Below are 19,669 nucleotides of genomic sequence, written 5' to 3'. Positions count from 1 at the left end.
GCAGGCGTCTGCGCGGTGCTTGCTGTCGAAGCCCGTTGGCGCGCGGTGGCAGGCCCGGATGCGCGTGCTCGCGGCGCCTGCCACGGGGGCGGGGCGGCGTCCAGACGGGGGTGGGCGAGGTGTTACATATGAATCTCCTCATCCTTTCTTTCGGCCGCCTCGTTCACGCCGTCCGATCATCTTCGGCAGAGACAAAAATCACGTAGCTCCGCCATGGCGGCATTTCTTCCAGCCATCGAGCAATGGATAGATCGAGCGTGATGCGCCATGCGCGGCGCGTGACATCTGTGGTAGAGCCACGCTCGCTCGACGCGTGACCGTCGAAATCTTGCTGGGGACAAAAAAGAGCGTCGAGGGCGGGAATGAGGCCGCGCAAGCTACCCCATCTCGCCGGCCCTTGGCCTCCCGCCCCCGCGTCGATCGGTCGTGCACGCAGGCCTCGGGCCACGCGTTCGACGCGTCGCGCCCTCGCGGATTGTCACTCCGGCAAGAGCTTCTCCGCGCGAGCCATCTCGTGCAGCCGCTCCTTGAGCCGTTCGAAGCGCTTGCGAAGCGCCGCGGTGCTGACCCCCCCCATCACGCTCGCCACGTCGGTCCAAGAGAGGTTCCGATCCACGCGGAGGATGAGCAGCATTTGGTCCTCCGGATCGAGCTCTTCACGCATGCGAACAAAAGCCGACTTGGCGTTGCTCTTCAAATGGGGCAGCGTCTCGGAGCTGAGCTGCGCCGCGAACTGCAGGATTTCCGCAATGTCCGAAAAAGGGGTTTGACGCAGGTGCCGCCGCTCCCTCTTTTGCGTGCGATCGAATCGCCCAAGTTGATGCCGAGCGAGCGTGTAGACCCACGTTCTCAGCGAACAGCGCCACTCGAAGGCAGCGATGCCCGACCATAGGTCGAAGCTGAAGTCACCAAAGATGTCCGCTGCATCGTGCTCCGAGCCGACGATCGCGAACAAGAAGCCGAAGACCTCGGGCCCATACGCTTGCAACGTCCGTGTGACCACCTGCCTGAGTTCACCGGCACGAAATAAGCTCTGCATCTCCGCTTCGAATTCGATTCTGTCGGCCGAATTTCCAGGCACCTTCCACATACCTTCGCCTCCAAAGGAGCACAAGGTCTACTTGACGCAGACGTACGACACGCGCTTTCCCTTCGTGGCATAAACCTGCCACTTCTTTGTCCGCTTATCGTAGCGGATGCCCGCTCCGTCGTAGAGCTCGTCCGAGCGAAACCTCCCACCAACACTGGAGAGAAAGCATACTTTGGCGTCGGGGGACAGGTCCTGCCCCGGTACGCCGTTCTTCAAGGGTGTCGCTTGCCCCTCGACGCTCCCGGACGTGAACGCGCGACCGATGTCCATACACGCCGCGTAGGCGCGGAGCCCAAGCTTTCCCGGGCTCGCGCGGCTCCCCCCGAGCCACCAATTTTCCCCGTCGTGCCAAACACGTACGTCATCCAATTCGGATTCCAGACCATCCACGACGGCGATTTCGGTGAAGAAACATTGACGACGCGGCGTCACGGCTGCGAGCTGGATCGGATGGGGATCGCTCGACGCGCTGTCCCAGCTCTTGACACCGATGTATCCAGTTATGCTATCGACACACGCCGATTCGACATGCACGACCCCGCCTCTGGCAGAGTCCACTTCCAGCCCCCACCGCTTGGACTGTGGATCCTCGTAAATACCCGCGCGTGCGGGCCTCGTCCAGTCGACGCCCTCGAGGTTGGCGGAGAATCCCGTGAGGAAACACGTACGCTCGTCCGTCGCACCCAAGTCCGCGTCGTACCCATCGTAGGTGCTGCCGGTCCACGCATAGGGGTCGACGACCAGCGCTTTGGGGCGCAACGCGACGAACCCGAGCGATGCTGCCATTGCGATGGAGATACCGAGCGCCACGAGCCGCCGCGCGCTCGACCGACGCGCGAGCTCGAGCTGCGTCGCCAGGACCTCCATCGATTCCCAGCGACGGCTCGGGTCTTCTTCGAGCCCGCGAGCGATGATTCGACGGATCCGACTCGGGACGCGCGGAACGCCGTCGAGCCCCTCACGAAGGGCAACACAAAACGAGTATTGGTCGGATCGCGCATCCGTGATGCCCGTGCGCTGCTCCGGTGATGCGTACGTCGGTGTGCCTGCAGGGACGTGGCTTTGACCGATGCCGAGGTGCTCCTCGCTGTCCATCTGGGGGGCGATCACCCGAGCGAGCCCGAAATCAGCCACCCTCACGCGGGCGTCCTCGCCGATGAGCACGTTATCCGGCTTGAAATCGTGGTGCACGAGGCCCGCCTTGTGGGCCGCCGCGAGTCCCCGCGCGGCTTGCAAGAACTTCTCGAGGATCTCCTGCCAGGTGCGGGATCGCTCGTTCAACCAGCTCCGAAGCGTCCCCGCGTCCACGTACTCCATGGCGAGGAAGACCTGCCCCGCGTGTGTCCCAGCTTCGTAGATGGTGACGACGTTGGGGTGCGCGCAACGCGCCAGGACCCTCGCCTCACGGAGCATGAGCTTTTCGGCGCGCGCGTCGGCGAAGCGTAGAACCTTGATCGCGACCGGTCGATCGAGCCGGATGTCGCGCGCAAGGAAGACGATTCCCATGCCTCCGCGACCCAGAGCCCGCTCGACGCGGAATGTATCATCGATGACGGAGCCCACTTCCAAGGAGACGGGGGGCTGCATCGCCGGCGCGCGGGCCACTTTGCGAACGAAGCTGTCTACGGACTCGCTTGCCGTCGCTGAATCAACGTCTCTCAACGCGCAGTCGTTCGTCATCACAACCCTACGGGGGCTCGAGCCACGGATGGGAGGGTATATCCGGGCATCGGGTAGGGTGGAAGAGGGGGATGGACGACCTACCTGGATCACGCACCTCCTTCAGCGCCCTCCATTGCGGCACCGTCAATCCGCCTGGATCCCATGCCAGACGAAGCGCCCCGTGTTCTTGCCATTGGCGCGCTGGACCCGTGCTGACGCATCGCGCGGTCCATCCTGGGGGGACGTGGCGCGGGAGCGGCCGCGCGCCGTCAGATGAAGTCCCGGCTGACCTCCTGCGGCTTCGCCACGAGCCAGATCCCACCTGGGCCCTGACGCACCGTCAGCCCCATGCCCAGCACGAGCTTCTCGAGGGTCGCGTCGATCGCCCGGATCGCGGGGGCGGCAGCGGCCTTTTGATCGGGGGGCGGGGTGATGGGCGGGATGTAGGCTCGAAGCTGCGCCAGCGCCTCACGGGGCGATCGCGGCTCTCCGGTGATCTTCGTCTCCAGCCAGGCGGCCGAGACGGGGGCGATGAGCCCGTAAAAGTCGACGGTCTTCTCGTAGTACGTGCGGAAGGCCTCCGGGAGCCTCGCGCGCGCGTCGTCGCCGTCCCAGGCCGCCACCACGGCGGACAGCAGCTCGACCACGGCGCCCGTCCGATGGACGTGGTCGGCGAAATCCCCGTCGCTGTCCTCCTCATCGACTTCCGCGAAGTCCTTCTTCCACTCCTTGCGCGCCTGCGACAGCAGGCGCCGCGCTCGTTTGTTGGGGCGAGCGAAGAGGAGCCAGGGCGCGCAGGACTCGAAGTGGGTGGCGTCTGGATCGAGCTTCTCCGCGATCCTCTCCGCCTCCGCCTCGTCGGCCGCGCCGGAGGCCATCCATTCGAGCAGCAGCGCGAGGGCACGGGCCTCCTCGTTGCCGCCGTTCCGCAGATCGGCGACCCGGGCGGCGAGGTGCTCTCGCCCGCGGTCGAGCTGGCCGAGCACGGCGAGCCGGAAGAGGTCGTCCTCGCCCCTATCGAGGACGAGCGGCGCTTTGTCGAGCCGATCCGCGAAATGTTCCCAGTCCGTGCGCTTCACGTACACACCCTCGCTGGCGAGCGCGCGTCGCGCGGCGCGTAGCTCGTCGCGGAGCGCGCGGCTGTCGGCGCGCGCGCACCCCTGGCGTCCGACGATGGCGATCTGGGCGACGGGATAGGTGTTACGGCGGCTGGGGGCGACGAGCCATGACGAAAGCGCGCAGGAGTCCTCTTCCGGGACCTGCCCCATCACGAAATCTCGCGCGAGGGTCCAGAGAACGGCCGCGATCAAACCCACGAGGATGGCCGCGTTGCGCGCGGCCCATGCGGGCTCGCGGAGCAGGATCACGAGGAAGCCGATGAGGAGCGCGCCGAGCGCGAGGAGGCTGAGGTGGCGGCGGGTCATGGGGAAGTTCTGCGTCCTTCTACCGTGCAGCCGCGGCGAAGGCGACGGCTCTGGCGCTCGACCTGCCCTGCCTTCCTCCACAACGGTCCACAAACAGATTTCGCTTTCCCGCCTCCGCCTCCCACGAGCGATTACGCCCCTTCGTAATACGAGTATTCGAAGCCGTCGGCGATGGAAAGCGTCGTCGACTGGAACCCGTTCTTCCCCGATTGCATGTATTCTACGAACGGCCGCAGCGCCTTCTTGAACGTGAAGATGTTGTCCGCGAGCACCACCGAACCTTTGCGGAGCTTCGGCTTGAGCAGCTCGAGCACCGGCATGTACAGGTCTTTCCAGCCGTCGAGCAGCACCATGTCCACCGGCCCTGGCACATCGCGCAGCGTCTGGAGGGCGTCGCCGAGCCGCACCTCGGCCACCTCGCCGAAACCCGCGACCCGGAGGTTGTCGGTCGCGACCGCGTGCTTGCCCGGCTCCAGCTCGGTGCCGATCACCTTCCCTCCCCCATTGTCGGTCACCGCCGCGGCGAGGTAGAGGGTCGAAAGGCCAAACGATGTCCCGAACTCGACGATCGACCGCGCGCCCACGGTGCGCGCCATCAGGTAGAGAAAACGCCCCTGCTCGGGCGAGACGGGCAGATAAAGATCACGCGCCGCCCCGGCCATGAAGATTTCCGTCACCGTCTGGCCGCGGAGAAGGCCCTTGGCCAGGGCCGGCACCTTGAAGGGGAGCTTCAGGTAGTCTCCACGCGCGCGGCGGTGCAGCCGGTCGAGCAGGTCGCGCACATCCGCGCGGTTCAGCGAGTTCGGGGAAGCCGTCGTCGTGTCCATCGAATCACCTCGTGCCGCGCACTGTAGCGGCACGTCTACGCCCGGCGAAGGGGGAAGGCACTGTCCCAACATTCCTTCACACGGGCTTCACGCGGGACGCACGTGGGTGCCACTTCGAGCGCAGCGGCCTCGTGCGGCAGCGGAATCGTCTCCCCACGCAATGCCGCGGAACCGGTCTTGCCGCCGGCCGCTCGTCATGGCAGCGTGGCGGCTGGAGGCGATTCGAATGCGCGCGTCGTGGCCTGTACTTTTGTGGATTCCCCTGGTCTCCGGTTGCATCCCTCGGGGCTCGGCCCGGGACATCACGCCGAACCCCGCGGGGGTCGCGCATTCCGCGCCATTCGAGGGTTTCCGGCGCGGCATCAACCTGGGCAACGCCCTCGACGCGCCGAGCGAGGGGGCTTGGGGGGTGACGCTCGACGAGCGCCATTTCGAGATGGCGGCCGCCGCCGGCCTGGATCACGTCCGGCTCCCGGTGCGCTTCAACGCGCACGCGCAGGCGAGCGAGCCGTTCACCCTCGACGCGGCCTTCCTCGGGCGCGTCGACTGGGCGCTCGATCGGGCGACGGCGCGGGGGCTCTCGGTGATCCTCGATTTCCACCACTATGAAGAGCTGATGAAGGACCCGGCCGCGCACAAGGAGCGGTTCCTGGGGATCTGGGCGCAGCTCGCCGAGCGCTACGCGAACCGCCCCCCGAGCGTGGTCTTCGAGCTGCTCAACGAGCCCAATGGAAACCTGAACGCCACCATCGTCAATGAGATCTCCAACAAGGCCATCACCCTCATCCGGGCGAAAAACCCCACGCGGCGGATCATCGTCGACGGCTACTTCTGGGCCTCGGCGGATTGGCTGGACGAGCTCGTCCTGCCCGAGGACGACCCCAACCTGATCCCCACGTTTCACATGTATCAGCCCATCCTCTTCACGCACCAGGGCTCGCCGTGGATGGATCCGGAATATGGCACGACCGGGATCGTCTTCCCCGGCCCCCCGGCCGCGCCGCTCACGCCTGTCCCCGCGGCGCAGCGGGTGGGCTGGGTGAACGATTGGTTCACCCGCTACAATACACAGCCCGCGTCGCAGAACCCCAATGGGCCGGCGGGGGTGCGGGCCGAGTTCGAGAAGGTGGACCGCTACATCCAGGCCACCGGGCGCCGGGTCTACATGGGCGAGTTCGGCTGCATCGACAACGCCGATCAGCCATCACGCGCGACCTACGTGCGCCTGATCCGGCGCGAAGCCGAGCTGCGAGGCATTGCCTGGGCCTATTGGGACGATGGGGGCAGCATGAAGGCCATGGACGTCAAGACCGGGAACTGGGTGACGTACCTGCAAGACGCGCTCTTGCGCTGATGCTTGGCGACGTCAGCGCGAAACCCGCACGACCCGGATCCGCGGCCGGCAATCCGCGCCGGCCTCCACGAATGCCAGCGCATTCCGGCCGCCGGCGGCGGCGCCTGCGATCGTACATCCCCCCTGGGCATCGTCGCGCGCCACGGCGGAGGCGAGGATGTCCTGGGAGCGTTTGTCGATGAGCGAGAAGACCAGCGGGCCCGAAAGCATGTGGCTGCCGATCCAGAGGGCCGGCCCAGCGTCGAAGAGGTGCTTCGCGTAACGCCCCGGGAGCCGGCGCGCCGTGGTGCTCGCGCGCGGCAGAAGTGCGAATTCGAGCGGGCGATCGAGCACCACGTCGTCGTTCGTCGCGGGACGGGGCAAAGAGAGGATGATGGCGACGTCGCCGACGACGTGCGCGCCGACGCCCGTCCCCGGGCGGAGCAGATCGCCCTCGTGCACGCGGCCGTCGGGGGTGCGGAAGGTGATGTCCTTCGCGCCCGATTCGTCGGATCGAAGGACGAGCGCCGAGTCGGGGATCTTCTCCACGCGTTCGAATGCGCCCGTATCACGATTCACCCGGCGAGGGGCCGCGGCTTCGCCCTGGGCGTGGGGGACGCGGAAATGGAGCGTGCCGTCGACGTCGTGGGTCTCGATCGAGGAATGCGCGTCGACTTCGAAGCGCTCGAGGACCTCCCCGGTGACGGAATGGCGGGTGGTGAGGGAGAGGTCGTCGAGGACGACGAGCACGCGGCCGACCGCGAGGAGCCGGAGGGTGCCTGCGCGCGTGGGGAGGGCGTCTTTCAGGACCCGGTCGTCGCGCAGCGTTTCGAGTGGGAAGCGGTGCAGGGCGCCCGCCCAGGTGCCGACCCAGAGGTGGTCGTCGGTGACGGCGAGGACACGGGCGGCGGGGACGTCGAGGGTGGCCGACGTGGTGATCACGGAGGCCGCGCGGGGGCCGGGTTGCGGGGCTGCGGGGCGCGGGGACTCGATGGTGACGACGTCGGGGTGGCTGCCGGCGGGGGTCACGGCGCACGCGGGGCTCGCGGCGAGGACGGCGAGGACGGCGAGGACGGCGAGGAGGACGGTGGCGCGACTCAAGACGGTCTCCTGCGGAGAGGTCGAGGGTCGCAGGACGAACGGGCAGGGGCAAGGCGGAAGTCGGGCGCCCCCCTCAACCCTCCCTCACGACGGTCCCATCCCCCCCCAAAACGCTCCCAACCCTTTTCGAAAACACCGCCATCCCTCTTCAAGAGGCTCTCGCCCCTCCCGGAGGACGCTCTCGTCCCTCCCCTCGAATGCCATCCCCCCTCTCCGAGACCCTCCCGACCGCCGCTCGCGACCCCTCGTCCCTTCCGGGACAGGGTTCTCATGCACCCCAAGGACACGCGCGACCCTCTTGCAGGAGGGTCGCGTCCTTCCCTGGAGGCCCTGTCCTTCCTCCCCGAGACACCCGCGCCCCTTCCGGAGGAGGCTCTCCTCCCCCTCGACCACGCTCCCGACCCTCTTGCAAGAGGGTCGCACCCTCCCGGAAGACACGCGCCTCTGTCTCTGGAGACCGTCTCCCCCCTCCCGGAGACGGTCTCCCCCCACCCGGCGCCGTCGCGTGTGCCTTCAGGGTGTTTCGTGATCTTCACGAAAAAGAAACACAGAATTGCACCTGTCGCCCCACACACGCGCGGCGCTGCTTGCTCGGTCACCTGATCGTATACGAAGAAAATTATATGGATTTGCCGTCAGAGTCTTCGCTGCTATCTTCGGCGCCTCAACCTGCTTACCACGAGGAGTCTCCAATGCGCTGTCTAGCTCTGCCCTTTCTTGCCATGAGCTTTTTCGTCGTTGGTTGTGGTGGTATCGATTCCCAGGAGCCGTCCGAGCTGCTCGGGACACAAGAAGCGCCGCTCACCGAGACCGATGTCGATGTGGCGCCGGAATGCCAGGGGATCATCGATTTCCTCAACGTGGCGTCGTTCCAGACGCTGGATCAGTATCTGCCGAGCGACGTGGCATCGAACCTCGTGGGGTATCGCGCCCTTTCGCCCTTCGCGACGCTGGCGGACGTCTCCTCCGTTCCGCTCGTCGGTTCCGCGCGCCTCGAGCAAATCGAAGGCGGGGCGCGGAGCGAGGGGTATATCGGGGCGAGCTGTGTCGGAATCATCGACGAGCTGGCGGTCTCCGCCGACGACGCGGCCCGGATGGTTTCGCTGGTGAATTCGGTCAGCTCCACGGAGCTGCACGACATCCTGCCCTACGCGTGGAACGGCGCGGTGAACCTCCTCAACCTGCGGCCCTTCACGACGGTCGAGAGCATCGCCGCCACGGCGGGGATCGGCTCGGTGAGCCTGCGGAACCTCCGGAACGCCGCGACGTTGAGTGATCCCCTCGAGGACCTGATCGCGGCGGTGAACGCGCTGCCGCAGCCTGATTTCGGCGCGGTCATGGCCCGCCACTTCGACAGGTACGAGCTCACGACGGGGTCGCAGTACTATTCCATGCAGGGGCTGGAGTGCTTCGGGATCGATCCCGACTCCCTCCCCTATGGCACGAGCATGCGCTCCAACCTCGCCGACGCGGCAGAGGTGCGCGCGGAGGTCGAGGCCACGGTCGATTATGCGAACCGATATGATCAGCTCCCTGCGAGCGTCGTCGCGCAAGGGCTCGCGAACCTCGACGCGCGGATCACGGGGCGCTCCTTCAAGGGCTGCTATTTCAGCTACGCGCACGATCCCTGGAGCGGGAACAACGTCGCGTTCTTCGTCGATACCGTCTCCGGCTTCAGCGTGCTGACGGAATCGTACTGGAGCGAATGAGCCGACGCGCTCCTGCCGCCGGCGCTCGGGGCCCATAACCCGCCACGTTCCCTCCCGCCTACGGAGCCGCTCCTCCGCCGCCCCGCTGCCCCCGCCGCCCCCTCTCCCCACCGCATTCGAAGATCCCACGAGCTCGTGGAGCTCCTCGGCCGCGCCCTCGAAAGCAAGCGCTGACGAGAGCAGGTATGCCACGCGGGAGCGGACGGAATTGCGTTGACCTCGGCACCACCTGCGGAGTATGCGGCGCCACGGGGGGACGTGGAAGAGGTGGAACGAGCATGCTTCTCAGGGATAAGGTGATCATTGTCACCGGCGCGACGTCGGGCATCGGCGAAGCGACGGCGCTGGAGGCCGCGCGCCAGGGCGCGAAGGTGGTGCTCGCGGGCCGGCGCGAAGAGAAGGGCGAGGCGCTCGCGGAGCGCATCCGCGGCGAGGGCGGCAAGGCGCTGTTCGTGCGCACGGACGTCTCCGTGCCCGCGGACATCGAGGCGCTCGTGGCGCGCACGCTGCAGGCCTTCGAGCGTCTGGACGGCGCGTTCAACAACGCGGGGATCCCCGGGCCGCTCGGATCACTCGCGGACCTGCCGCTGGACGAATACCGCAAGCTGATGACCGTGAACCTGGATTCCGTGCTCCTGTGCATGCAGCACCAGATCCGGGCCATGCGCAAGAGCGGGGGCGGGGCCATCGTCAACTGCGCCTCGATCCTGGGCATGGTCGGTGCGCAGACCTTCGGCGCGTATTCGACGGCGAAGCACGCGCTCGTCGGGTTGACCAAGGCCGCGGCGCTCGATTACGCCGCCGAGGGGATCCGCGTGAACGCGGTGCTGCCCGGGCCGGTGGAGACGGAGATCTGGAGCCACGTGAACCAGGGCGACGCGGTCTTCGCGGCCTTCACGTCGGGCGTGCCGATGAACCGTTATGCGCGCTCGGAAGAGATCGGCAGGCCCGTGGTGTTCCTGCTCTCGGATTGGTCGTCGTACGTGACGGGGACGTCTCTCGCCATCGACGGCGGATACATGATCCGCTGAGGGGATTCAGATCGCCCGGAGATCCGCCGTCCATTCCCCGACGGTGCGGCATTCGGCGTCGTGGGATTCGTCGCGAAAGGTCTCGGCGAGCCCTTGCGTGTACCAAAGCCGCATCGACGGGCGGTCGAGCATCCGCGTCGTGTAGGCCGCGGCGGCGTCCCCGAGGGCGAGCCCGTACGTCTGCACGCGGAAGACGACCGGCGCGAAAAAGGCGTCCACCGCCGTGAACGTGTCCCCTGCGAGATAGGGCCCGCCGAACCGCGTGAGCCCCTCGGTCCACAAGGCCGAGATCCGCCCCACGTCGCGCAGGAGCGCAGGCGGCGTCTCGCGCAAACGCACGCGAATGCCGATGTTCATGCTGCAAAGCGAACGCAGCACGGTGAAGCCCGCGTGCATCTCGGCGGCCGCGCTGCGCGCAAAGGCGCGGGCCTCGGCGTCGCGTGGCCAGACGCCGGGGTGCCGCTCGGCCAGATATTCGACGATCGCGAGCGAATCCCATACCACGCGCCCCTCGTCGACGAGCGCCGGCACCTTCCCGGCCGGCGTGAGCGCGCGGAAGGGCGCCCACGCGGCCTCGTCGCCGAACGGGAGCAGCCGCTCCTCGAAGGGAATGCCGGCCTCCTGCATGAGGACCCACGGCCGAAGCGACCAGGACGAATAGTTTTTGTTCGCGATGTAGAGGGTATACACGGGGGGCACTCTACCCCGGCCGGGCCCGCGCGCAAAGGACCCAAGGTTCTGCCCGGTCGGGTCCCATGAACCCCTCGACGGTCGCGAGGCCGTGCTAAGACAAACCGAGGAGGTTGTCATGGCGAAGTACGTCGATGGTTTCGTGGTCCCCGTCCCCAAGGCCAACGTGGAGGCGTATCGCAAGATGGCGGAGGAGATGGGCAAGGTATGGCGGGAGTACGGCGCGCTCGAGTACATCGAGTGCGTGGCCGACGACGTCCAGCCCGGCAAGCTCACGTCGTTCCCGCAGGCCGTCCACCTGAAGGAGGACGAGACGGTCGTCTTCTCCTACATCGTCTACGAGTCGCGCGAGCATCGCGATCGCGTCAACGAGCAGGTCATGAAGGACCCGCGCGTCGCGAACCACAAGCCGGAGGACACGCCCTTCGACGGCAAGCGCATGTTCTGGGGCGGCTTCTCCGTTCTCGTCGCGCTCTGATCGAGCCCCGCGACGGCGCACGGCACCCGGTTCGCGGGTGCCGTGCCTCCGCGCGATCCCCCCTCAGAATCGATAGACCAGGATGTTCTTCTCCGCGACCCCGAGGAAGACGAGCGCGTGGAGCTTCGGCATCCAGAGCATGCGGCGGCGCACGAGGGTGTTGCCCTCCGTGAGCGAGGGGGTCGGGCCGTCCTGCACCAGCCGGCCGAGCGTCCACGGCTCCGTCGTGGGATTGAGCTCGAACCAGCCGAGCTTGCCTTCCTTGGTCTTCGCCGCCACCCAGTAGCGGTCGAGCGGCGGGATGTACACCATACCGGCGCCACCGTCGCCCACCGGGAAATCGACCGCCGAGAGGCCGTCCGCGTATTGCACGGTGCCGCTCTTCACGACCTTGCGTTCCTTCACGTTGAAGAGCTGGTACAGGCCCTTGGCCGCGTACTGGCCGGTCGCGGGATCTTCCGGCACCTTGATGATGCCAACGAGATCGCCGAAGCGCGCATCGGCGGCGCCGTTCCAGTCCCAGCCATTCCAGGAGGTTCCCTCGCCGGTCCAGTTCGACGTGTTCATGTCGAAGGTGTTGCTCCACGGCCCGTTGGAGCCACACGACGCGACGAGGACCTGGTCCTTGTACTCGTCGTAAATGGCGAGGTTCTCCTCGCCCAGCTTGTATTGCCAATCCATGGCGGGCAGCCGCTTGTAGACCCACTTGCCCTCGTCGCGCGAATAACGCCAGAGGCGCCGCACGGCCATCACGAGCTCGTTGGTCTTCGGCGCGTACACCACGCCCGAGTACGTGTGGCGCGCCGTCGGCTGCCGATCCCAGTAGACCTCGTCGTAGAACCAGTCGTTCTCCTCCTTCAAGGTGCCCGCGGCGACGGCGGCGTCGAACTCCGCGGAAGACTCCGGGCAGCTCGTGAAGGTGCTCGCCGACTTGTAGGCTTCGCTCCACTTCGTGGTGTCCGAGGGGAGGTGCTCGATGGCATAGGCCATCCGGAACGCGTCGAACCGGTAAATGCCATTGTTGCTCGAATCGGCGTGCCCGCCGGAGGAGACCCACCACGCGCGGCTGCCCTCCGGGTCGAACGCGGGGGAGTTCCACGCGGTCGTGACGGCGCTCCAGTCGCCCGAGCCATAATCATTCCAGCCCGGGACCTTCTCCTTTACCTCGGCGTCGAGGGCATCGAGCCTCGTACCGTTCACCTCGATCCATTGTCCGCCGGGCACGAGCGCCCACGAGTCGGCATTGACGAGGCCGTTCTCGTCGCGGCCCGGGGTCCACACGTTGCCTTCGAGAGAGCCGATGTCGCTCCCGGTCCCCCAATCCGCGTCGGGGCCCGGCAACGTCACACCGGCCCCCTCGCCGCCGGCCCCCCCGCTGCCACCACTGCCGCCCGATCCACCCGATCCAGAAGAGGACGCGCTCGACGGCTCGTTCGGCGTGCTGGACGAATCGCCGCAAGCCGCAAACAGCACCGTGAGCCCGACGAGCGGGAGCCAAAGCCGCGGGGAAAGCAAGCTTGATTTCAGCATATTCGAAACTCTTTCTCCCGACGGCAATGACCCATCGTCGGGATGCGGTGCCGATACCTCTCTCGATATCGGCGATGTCACTTCATGGCTGGACGCTAGCACGTCGAATCCATCCCAGGGAAGCGAAGCCGCGTCTCGACGGTGTGATGCTTTCGTGAACCACATCCATACTCGAATCATGTGGTGTCACACGAAGCCACGAACCCAACCGATCGAATCCATTGCATTTCGCAATCGGACGTGGTTGTGCTGTCGACGGTCCGGACGACAACGCCTTCTTTTGCAAGCACACGGCAGGCTTCGGCCCAAGGCCGATGTGCCCGGAGATTGCTGATGAGGAACCTTGCTTTTTCGTTGACCCCGACCCTCGCCACGCTCGCCTTCCTGGCGGCCTGCGGCGGCACGGATCCTGCCGGCGCAGGTGGTACCGGCGGCACGGGCGGCACCGGCGGTCCTTCTCCGCTGGGGGAAACGTTCACCAGGGTCGTCGTCGTCGATCGAAGTGGCGCCGCGTCCGATCGGCAGGACGTGCGGGTCACGTTCGCGCAGCCCTTCGCGGTCGGCGACGTGCCCGCCGGCGCCACCGTGGCGGCGCGTATCGAGGGCGTGGAGGTTCCCCTCCAGGTCGACGCCAAAGCGACGCACGCCGACGGCTCGCTCCGCCACGCCGTGCTGACGGCGCGTATTCCCACGTTGCCAGGCAGCGGGAGCACGACGCTCGAGTTGTATCCCGCGGAGGCCGGCGAGAATGGCACCTCCGTCGCGGCGTCGGATCTCCTCGCGACGACGTTCGACGCCAAGGTTTCGGTGGACCTCGCGGGCGCGCATTACGAGGCGTCCGCGCGCTCGCTCCTCGAAGCCAAGGAGGGACCCGCCTGGCTCGACGGCCCCTTGGTCTCCGAGTGGTCCGTGGTGGCGCCGGTGGCCGGCCCCGACGGCGCGCACCCGCACCTCACGGCGCGGTTCGACGTGCGCGCCTATGCGGGCAAGCCGAGCGCGTTCGTGAGCGTGACCGTCGAGAACGACTGGGCGTACGAGCCGAACCCGCAGAACTTCACCTACGATCTCGCAATCGACACCGACGAGGCGTCCATCTCCACGAAGAGCGGGCTCGTTCATCTTCGACGGGCGCGCTGGCGCAAGGCATTCTGGTGGGGGGAGGATCCCAAGGTCGACGTCCAGCACGACATTCCTTATCTGCTCTCCACCGGCGCCGTCCCGCACTTCGATCCCACGCTGGTGCCGGCCGAAGCGGCGCTCGCGAACATCGATGCGCAGTACGGCGAAAAGGTGTACGAGCCCATGGGGATCGGCCTGGCAAACCCCTACATGCCCGCCACCGGGGGAAGGCCCGATATCGGCCCGATGCCGGGCTGGAGCGCGATGTGGCTCCTCTCCATGGATGAACGCGCGAAGCGGGCCACGCTCGGGACCGCGGACGGCGCGGGGAGCTGGCCCATCCACTTCCGCGACAAGGAGACCGATCGTCCCGTGTCGCTCGAAGACCACGCGTACATGACCTTGCTCGGCAATCCCGGGGACGCCGTCAATCCCGAGACCGGCGTCTCCGACGCGTTCCCCGCCTGCGCGGGCGACTGCACGAGCCCCTTCGATCCCGATTCGGCGCACCAGCCTTCGTTTGTCTACTTGCCTTATCTGCTCACCGGGGATCGCTACTACCTGGAGGAGCTCCAGTTCTGGGCGAACTTCAACATGCTCCAGTCGAACCCGGGGTACCGCGGACAGGAGAAAGGGCTCGTGCAATTCGATCAGACACGCGGCCAGGCCTGGTCGCTGCGGACGTTGGGGCAGGCGGCGTACATCACGCCGGACGCCGATCCGATGAAGAAGTATTTCACCGACCGCGTCGGTTATAACCTCGACTGGTACAAGACCACCTACCTCGACCATCCGGACGCGAACGCGCTCGGCATCATCACCAATGGTTATTCGGTCTACGACGACGGCACGGTGGCGCCGTGGATGGATGACTTCTTCACGTGGAGCGTCGGCCACCTGGTTTCGCTCGGCTTCGAGGACGCGCGGCCGCTGCTCGATTACAAGGCGAAGTTCCCGGTCGGGCGGATGGTCGGTCCCGACTTCTGCTGGATCTTCGCGAGCGTCTACCACATGCGCGTGAAGGACACGGCCCAAGGCACGTTCTACCCGACGTTCGCCGAGGCCTACAAAGCGACGCTGGCGCTGGAGGGGCAATCGGCCCTGGAATCGGCGTCCTGCGGCGGCGCGGAGATGGCGGCCGCGCTCATGCTCCAGGAAGGCGAGATGGTCGGTTACTCGCCCAGCACGGAGGGGTATCCTTCGAATCTCCAGCCGGCGCTCGCGGCGGCGGTGGAATCGAAGATCCCGGGCGCCAAGGAGGCGTGGGACCAGTTCATGGCGAGGAGCGTGAAGCCGGACTACAGCACGGAGCCGCAATTCGCGGTGGTGCCGCGGCCGTGATGCTCACCCCGCCCCTTCCATCTCCTTCGTGACCCGCGCCTCCGGGTACCGCGCGAAGGTGAGGGCCGCGAGGACGAGGATCGCCGTGGCGAGCGGGCCCGTGACCTGCACGCCGAGGGGCTTGTCCGTGGAGCTACCGAGGGCGTCTTTCACCCACTGAAAGACGCCCGTCGAGACGCCGAGCGAGATCTTCTGCAAGAACCCCTGCGCCCCGAAGAACATGGCCTCGCGGCGCTGGCCCGTGCGCCGCGTGGACGCCTCGCACACGTCCGCGAGAATGGCGTTCGGGATGGCCATGAAGATCGCGACCGGGACGCCCGCGAGCGCGAAGATGACCATGCCGAGCCGGACGTCGTGGACCCACGGGAGGAGGGTCATCAATCCGCCGAAGACGAGGGACGAGGCGATCATCGTGCCCTTTTTGGAGAAGCGCCGCGTCAGGCCGCCGAGCAAGGGAAACGCGAGGGCGGCCACGCCGAACATGGGGCCGAGGAGCTTGCCCACCTCCGCGAGCGGGCGGCCCATGAGCACCTCGACATAAAACGGCACGCCCGTCGAGATCATGTTGAACGCAAAGAAATACAGCGTGTAGCCGAGGACATACGTCAAAAAGGCGCGGTCCGCGAAGGTGGCGCGCAGCGAATCCACGAGGCCGAGGTGGCTCGGCTCGGCGCCGGAGGCCTCCGCGCGGATCACGAGGCGCCGTTCGTCGAGGAACACGACGGGCAGGAGCATCAGGACGAACGAGAGCAAGGCGAGGGCTCCGGCCATGGTCTGGAGCTCGACGCGGTCGTTGCCGCCTTTGCCGAGGAAGAGGGCCGGGGCGACGACCATGACGCCGAGCGCGCCGAGGAGGGCGGCGGCCGCGAGCAGGGTCGAGAGCGAGGTGTTTTCCTGCTTGTCGGGGGCGATCTCGGGCAGGAGCGCGAGGTAGGGCGCGACGTAGACCGAAAACATCGCGTAATAGGCCGTGAGCATGGCGCCGAGCCAGACGACGTTGACGAGCGAGGTGGCGGCCGTGGGCGGGAAAAAGATGAGGCCCGCCGTGAGCGCAAGGGGAAAGACACCCGCGATCATGAAGGCGCGGCGGCGGCCGAGGCGGTGCTTGCTGCGATCGGACCAGTTCGCGACGATCGGGTCCCAGAAGGTATCGAAGCCCCGCGCGACGAGGTTGAGGAGGAGGTAGGTCGGGATCGCGCCGGCGAGAAACGCGGGGATGAGCGCCGTGCCTTTGTCGTCGGGCGGCGCGTAGAGCCGGAGGACGTAGGTCGTGACGAGCTGGTAGCCGATGACGTTCCCCGTGTTCCCCGCGGCGTAGACGAGCTTGTTCCAAAACGAGAGCCTGGCCCGGGGGACGGCGGCGAGGGCGGTCATGGTTCGGGACGATACCGCAAATCGCTTCGGGCTTGACAAGCGGGGCGAAAACGCGACGTGTTTTCTCATCATGAACGTGCTTCGCAACACCCTGGGCTCGTGCTTCGTCTCCTTCGCCGCGCTCGCAGCCCTCGGATGCGGGGGCGATGAATTGGGCGGCACCCCCTCGGGCACGAGCCTCGGCGCAGGCGCAGGGCCCGGATCCGGCAGCGGAAGCGCGAGCAGCAGCGCGAGCGGGAGCGGCGGCCTCGGCGGGAGCGGCGGCGGCAGCGCGAGCGGCAGCGGCGGCGGCGGCGCGGGCGGCAGCGGCGGCGGTGGGGGCAGCGGCGGCGGCAGCGCGGTATGTTTACCGCCTGTGGGGACGCCGGCGTCCGGGACGGGCACCTGGTACGACGCGCCGAACCAGGCGTCGGTCGTCGTGCAGGACGCGGCGAGCTGCGCGCGGACGTACGTGCTCTCGACCACGGGGCCGCTGCGCGACGATAACCCGGCGAATCCGCGGACGATCACGGAGGTGCCTGGACAACCCGTGCTGCGGACGGGGCACGACATGCTCGACGCGCTGTATGCGCTGGCCGTGGAGGAGGCGCGCGAGTGCTCGGTCTCGGCGATCAGCGATTATGCGTTCAATGGCGGCAATCCCCTCCCCTGCCCCCCAGGCGGCTGCTTCGAGACGGGGCGGCTCTGGAAATACGTCTGGACGCGGGACACGTCGTATTCGGTGGCGCTCGGGCTCTCGCTGCTCGATCCGACGCGGGCGAGAAACTCGATGGAGTTCAAGACGAGCCAGCGGCGCGACGGGACGAAGCGCGAGATCGTGCAGGACACGGGGACGGGCGGGAGTTATCCGATCTCTTCGGACCGCGTGGTGTGGGCGATGGGCGCGTTCGAGCTCTTGAAGCACCTCGACGGCGCGGAGCGGACGGCGTTCCGGGACCTCGCGTACGAGGCGATCACGAATACGGCCGAGCGGGATCGGCTCGTGGTGTGGGACAAGGCGGACGGGCTTTATCGCGGCGAGCAATCGTTCCTCGACTGGCGCGAGCAGACCTATCCCGGGTGGGTCGCGACGGATACGGCGCAGATCGGGATGAGCAAGGCGCTCGGGACGAACATCGGGCACCTCGTGATGCTCGGCGTGGCCGTGAAGCTCGCGGAGGAGAAGGGGGACGCGGCGGCGAGCCAGAAATACGCGGGCTGGGCGACGGCGCTGCGGGACGCGATCCGGGCGCGGCTCTTCTTGCCGGAGCGGCAGATGTATTCGACGTTCGTGACGACGTACCTCGACCCGGCGCCGACGCTGCAATACGATCTCCTGGGTTCGGCGTTCGCGGTGCTGTTCGACGTGGCGACGAAGGCCGAGGCGGAGGAGATCGTGGCGCGGTATCCGCACCTGCCGAAGGGCCCGCCCGTGATCTGGCCGCAGCAGCAGGGGACGCGGATCTATCACAACCGCGCGATCTGGCCGTTCGTGACGGCATTCTGGGCGAAGGCGGCCGCGAAGGCGGGCAACGCGGACGCGATCGACAACACGGTGCGCTCGCTCGTGCGCGGCGCGGCGCTGAACCTCTCCAACATGGAGAACTTCGAGGCCGTGACCGGGGCGAACTGGAAGGAAGAGGGGCCGACGAGCGGGCCGGTGGTCAATTCGCAGCGGCAGCTCTGGAGCGTGGCCGGGTTCGTCGGGGTCGTGCACGACGTGATCTTCGGGCTCGAAGCGACGCAGACGGGACTCCGGTTCGCGCCGAAGATCACGCGGGGGATCCGGAATACGCTCTTCGCCGGCATGGATGAAATCACGCTGTCGGGCATTCGGTACAAGGGGAAGCGGCTCTCGGTGAAGGTCAAGCTGCCGGCGGCGTCGGGCGACAATGGCGTGCTCGACGTGACAGCGGCGCGGCTCGACGGGCAGGACGTGGGGACGGGCTTCGTGGACGCGGCGGCGCTCGGGCAAGACAGCGTGTTCGAGATCGAGCTCGGCGCGGGCGCAGCGTCGACGAAGGGGATCACCGCGCTCGGGGACGCGGAGATCGCCGATTACAAGAACGTGTTCGGCCCGCACACGCCCTCGATCACGAGCGTCGGGATCACGAACGATCGGGTGTTGCTCAACTTCTCGGTGGCGGAGAATGCGAGCGACGTGACGCTCAACGTGTACCGTGACGGGACACGGATCGCGCAGGACCTGCCCGGAGGCACGACGTCGTACGTGGACACGGGGAGCACGGAGCACACGACGAAGACGTATTGCTACACGGTGGAGGCCGTCTACAAGACGTCGGGCAACGCGTCCCAACGCGCGCGGCCCTGGTGTTACTGGGGGCCGAGCAATGCGCGGATCCAGTCGTTCGGCGCGCAGCAGAGCTTTTCGGCGACGGGCGGGACGCTCGTCTTCAACCACGGCCGCTGGCATTACGAGAGCTGGGGCGATCCCGGGCATACGATCACGGTGGCGAACGTGACCGCGAAGCAATCGGGGCGGCATCTGCTCCAGGTGACGGCAGGCAACGGCGCAGGCGATTACACGACGGGGATCACCTGCGGGGTGAAGGCGATCGAGGTGTGGGACGGCGCGACACTCGTGGGCAGCGGGCAACTCACGATGCCGCACCTCGCGACGTGGGACGACTGGCGTGATTCGAACTTCGTGCCGGTCGACCTCGTGGCCGGAAAGACCTATTCGATCGTAATCCGGGAGGACGCCGGGTCAGGCAACATGAGCGACTTCGCCCATTTCGCCTCGTACAACGGCATGGGCGGCCAGAGCGGGCGCTTCAACAAGGTGAACATCTCGGAGCTGAAGGTGCTCGCGATCGGCTTGCCTTGAGCCACTGCGCCGGGGCGCTGCCCCGGACCCCGCGGGGGCTGTCCGCCCCTCGACCCGGACCAGGCACGGCCTGGACCGAGGGTGGAAGAACTGCGCTCCGCGCAGTTCTTCCAACGGGCCGGTGGCAAGACCA

15 protein-coding genes are annotated in these 19,669 nt (G+C 67.2%); 6 read left to right on the top strand and 9 right to left on the bottom strand.

Features of this window, described 5'->3' with window-relative positions:
- Positions 1–163: 163 nt before the first annotated feature.
- The 5 genes from QHF89_RS48120 to QHF89_RS48100 form a co-directional block, all read right to left on the bottom strand.
- Positions 164–376 (bottom strand): hypothetical protein, encoded by a 213-nt coding sequence (locus tag QHF89_RS48120; protein WP_136932956.1) that lies wholly within the window; start codon positions 374–376, stop codon positions 164–166.
- Positions 377–478: 102 nt separating this feature from the next.
- On the bottom strand, positions 479–1,090 hold the full coding sequence (locus tag QHF89_RS48115; protein ID WP_136973197.1) for an RNA polymerase sigma factor: 612 nt from the start codon (positions 1,088–1,090) through the stop codon (positions 479–481).
- Between the two features lie 27 nt (positions 1,091–1,117).
- Positions 1,118–2,677: a serine/threonine-protein kinase gene (locus tag QHF89_RS48110; protein ID WP_284721936.1), complete on the bottom strand. Its 1,560-nt coding sequence runs from the start codon at positions 2,675–2,677 to the stop codon at positions 1,118–1,120.
- A 344-nt stretch (positions 2,678–3,021) separates the two neighbouring features.
- Positions 3,022–4,176: a hypothetical protein gene (locus QHF89_RS48105; protein WP_136973199.1), complete on the bottom strand. Its 1,155-nt coding sequence runs from the start codon at positions 4,174–4,176 to the stop codon at positions 3,022–3,024.
- Positions 4,177–4,307: 131 nt separating this feature from the next.
- Positions 4,308–5,003 (bottom strand): O-methyltransferase, encoded by a 696-nt coding sequence (locus QHF89_RS48100; RefSeq protein ID WP_136973200.1) that lies wholly within the window; start codon positions 5,001–5,003, stop codon positions 4,308–4,310.
- 226 nt (positions 5,004–5,229) lie between these two features.
- Here QHF89_RS48100 and QHF89_RS48095 point away from each other — a divergent pair, with 226 nt between their 5' ends.
- Positions 5,230–6,357: a glycoside hydrolase family 5 protein gene (locus QHF89_RS48095; RefSeq protein ID WP_284721935.1), complete on the top strand. Its 1,128-nt coding sequence runs from the start codon at positions 5,230–5,232 to the stop codon at positions 6,355–6,357.
- A 12-nt stretch (positions 6,358–6,369) separates the two neighbouring features.
- Here QHF89_RS48095 and QHF89_RS48090 read toward each other — a convergent pair whose 3' ends face one another.
- Positions 6,370–7,437: a hypothetical protein gene (locus tag QHF89_RS48090; RefSeq protein WP_136973202.1), complete on the bottom strand. Its 1,068-nt coding sequence runs from the start codon at positions 7,435–7,437 to the stop codon at positions 6,370–6,372.
- Between the two features lie 722 nt (positions 7,438–8,159).
- On the opposite strand from QHF89_RS48090, the gene QHF89_RS48085 reads away from it, so the two are divergent.
- Both QHF89_RS48085 and QHF89_RS48080 read left to right on the top strand, forming a co-directional pair.
- Positions 8,160–9,146, top strand: coding sequence for a hypothetical protein (locus tag QHF89_RS48085; RefSeq protein ID WP_284721934.1), 987 nt, complete (start codon positions 8,160–8,162; stop codon positions 9,144–9,146).
- 278 nt (positions 9,147–9,424) lie between these two features.
- Positions 9,425–10,177: an SDR family NAD(P)-dependent oxidoreductase gene (locus QHF89_RS48080; protein ID WP_284721933.1), complete on the top strand. Its 753-nt coding sequence runs from the start codon at positions 9,425–9,427 to the stop codon at positions 10,175–10,177.
- A gap of 6 nt (positions 10,178–10,183) precedes the next feature.
- Here QHF89_RS48080 and QHF89_RS48075 read toward each other — a convergent pair whose 3' ends face one another.
- Complete coding sequence (locus tag QHF89_RS48075; RefSeq protein ID WP_136973205.1) at positions 10,184–10,867, bottom strand: glutathione S-transferase N-terminal domain-containing protein; 684 nt, start codon at positions 10,865–10,867, stop codon at positions 10,184–10,186.
- Between the two features lie 118 nt (positions 10,868–10,985).
- On the opposite strand from QHF89_RS48075, the gene QHF89_RS48070 reads away from it, so the two are divergent.
- Positions 10,986–11,345, top strand: a complete 360-nt coding sequence (locus QHF89_RS48070; RefSeq protein ID WP_136932946.1) for a DUF1428 domain-containing protein — start codon at positions 10,986–10,988, stop codon at positions 11,343–11,345.
- 63 nt (positions 11,346–11,408) lie between these two features.
- Here the strand turns inward: QHF89_RS48070 and QHF89_RS48065 are convergent, their stop codons facing one another.
- On the bottom strand, positions 11,409–12,875 hold the full coding sequence (locus tag QHF89_RS48065; RefSeq protein ID WP_136973206.1) for a hypothetical protein: 1,467 nt from the start codon (positions 12,873–12,875) through the stop codon (positions 11,409–11,411).
- A 333-nt stretch (positions 12,876–13,208) separates the two neighbouring features.
- Here QHF89_RS48065 and QHF89_RS48060 point away from each other — a divergent pair, with 333 nt between their 5' ends.
- Positions 13,209–15,335, top strand: a complete 2,127-nt coding sequence (locus QHF89_RS48060; RefSeq protein ID WP_136973207.1) for a hypothetical protein — start codon at positions 13,209–13,211, stop codon at positions 15,333–15,335.
- A gap of 3 nt (positions 15,336–15,338) precedes the next feature.
- Here QHF89_RS48060 and QHF89_RS48055 read toward each other — a convergent pair whose 3' ends face one another.
- Positions 15,339–16,709, bottom strand: coding sequence for an MFS transporter (locus QHF89_RS48055; protein ID WP_284721932.1), 1,371 nt, complete (start codon positions 16,707–16,709; stop codon positions 15,339–15,341).
- Between the two features lie 70 nt (positions 16,710–16,779).
- On the opposite strand from QHF89_RS48055, the gene QHF89_RS48050 reads away from it, so the two are divergent.
- Positions 16,780–19,536, top strand: coding sequence for an MGH1-like glycoside hydrolase domain-containing protein (locus QHF89_RS48050; protein ID WP_136973209.1), 2,757 nt, complete (start codon positions 16,780–16,782; stop codon positions 19,534–19,536).
- The last annotated feature ends 133 nt before the right edge of the window (positions 19,537–19,669 follow it).

Source organism: Polyangium sorediatum, from assembly GCF_029946465.1.
In the GTDB taxonomy this organism is placed as follows: domain Bacteria; phylum Myxococcota_A; class Polyangia; order Polyangiales; family Polyangiaceae; genus Polyangium; species Polyangium fumosum.
Note: the sequence above shows the minus strand (reverse complement) of the source record. Positions and strands in the feature narration are given on the sequence as shown.

Excerpts from the sequence above, each read along its gene's own strand:
- QHF89_RS48115 (WP_136973197.1), bottom strand. The coding sequence starts at position 1,090 with ATGTGGAAGGTGCCTGGAAATTCGGCCGACAGAATCGAATTCGAAGCG.
- QHF89_RS48110 (WP_284721936.1), bottom strand. The coding sequence starts at position 2,677 with ATGCAGCCCCCCGTCTCCTTGGAAGTGGGCTCCGTCATCGATGATACA.
- QHF89_RS48105 (WP_136973199.1), bottom strand. The coding sequence starts at position 4,176 with ATGACCCGCCGCCACCTCAGCCTCCTCGCGCTCGGCGCGCTCCTCATC.
- QHF89_RS48100 (WP_136973200.1), bottom strand. The coding sequence starts at position 5,003 with ATGGACACGACGACGGCTTCCCCGAACTCGCTGAACCGCGCGGATGTG.
- QHF89_RS48095 (WP_284721935.1), top strand. The coding sequence starts at position 5,230 with ATGCGCGCGTCGTGGCCTGTACTTTTGTGGATTCCCCTGGTCTCCGGT.
- QHF89_RS48085 (WP_284721934.1), top strand. The coding sequence starts at position 8,160 with ATGAGCTTTTTCGTCGTTGGTTGTGGTGGTATCGATTCCCAGGAGCCG.
- QHF89_RS48080 (WP_284721933.1), top strand. The coding sequence starts at position 9,425 with ATGCTTCTCAGGGATAAGGTGATCATTGTCACCGGCGCGACGTCGGGC.
- QHF89_RS48070 (WP_136932946.1), top strand. The coding sequence starts at position 10,986 with ATGGCGAAGTACGTCGATGGTTTCGTGGTCCCCGTCCCCAAGGCCAAC.
- QHF89_RS48065 (WP_136973206.1), bottom strand. The coding sequence starts at position 12,875 with ATGCTGAAATCAAGCTTGCTTTCCCCGCGGCTTTGGCTCCCGCTCGTC.
- QHF89_RS48060 (WP_136973207.1), top strand. The coding sequence starts at position 13,209 with ATGAGGAACCTTGCTTTTTCGTTGACCCCGACCCTCGCCACGCTCGCC.
- QHF89_RS48055 (WP_284721932.1), bottom strand. The coding sequence starts at position 16,709 with ATGACCGCCCTCGCCGCCGTCCCCCGGGCCAGGCTCTCGTTTTGGAAC.
- QHF89_RS48050 (WP_136973209.1), top strand. The coding sequence starts at position 16,780 with ATGAACGTGCTTCGCAACACCCTGGGCTCGTGCTTCGTCTCCTTCGCC.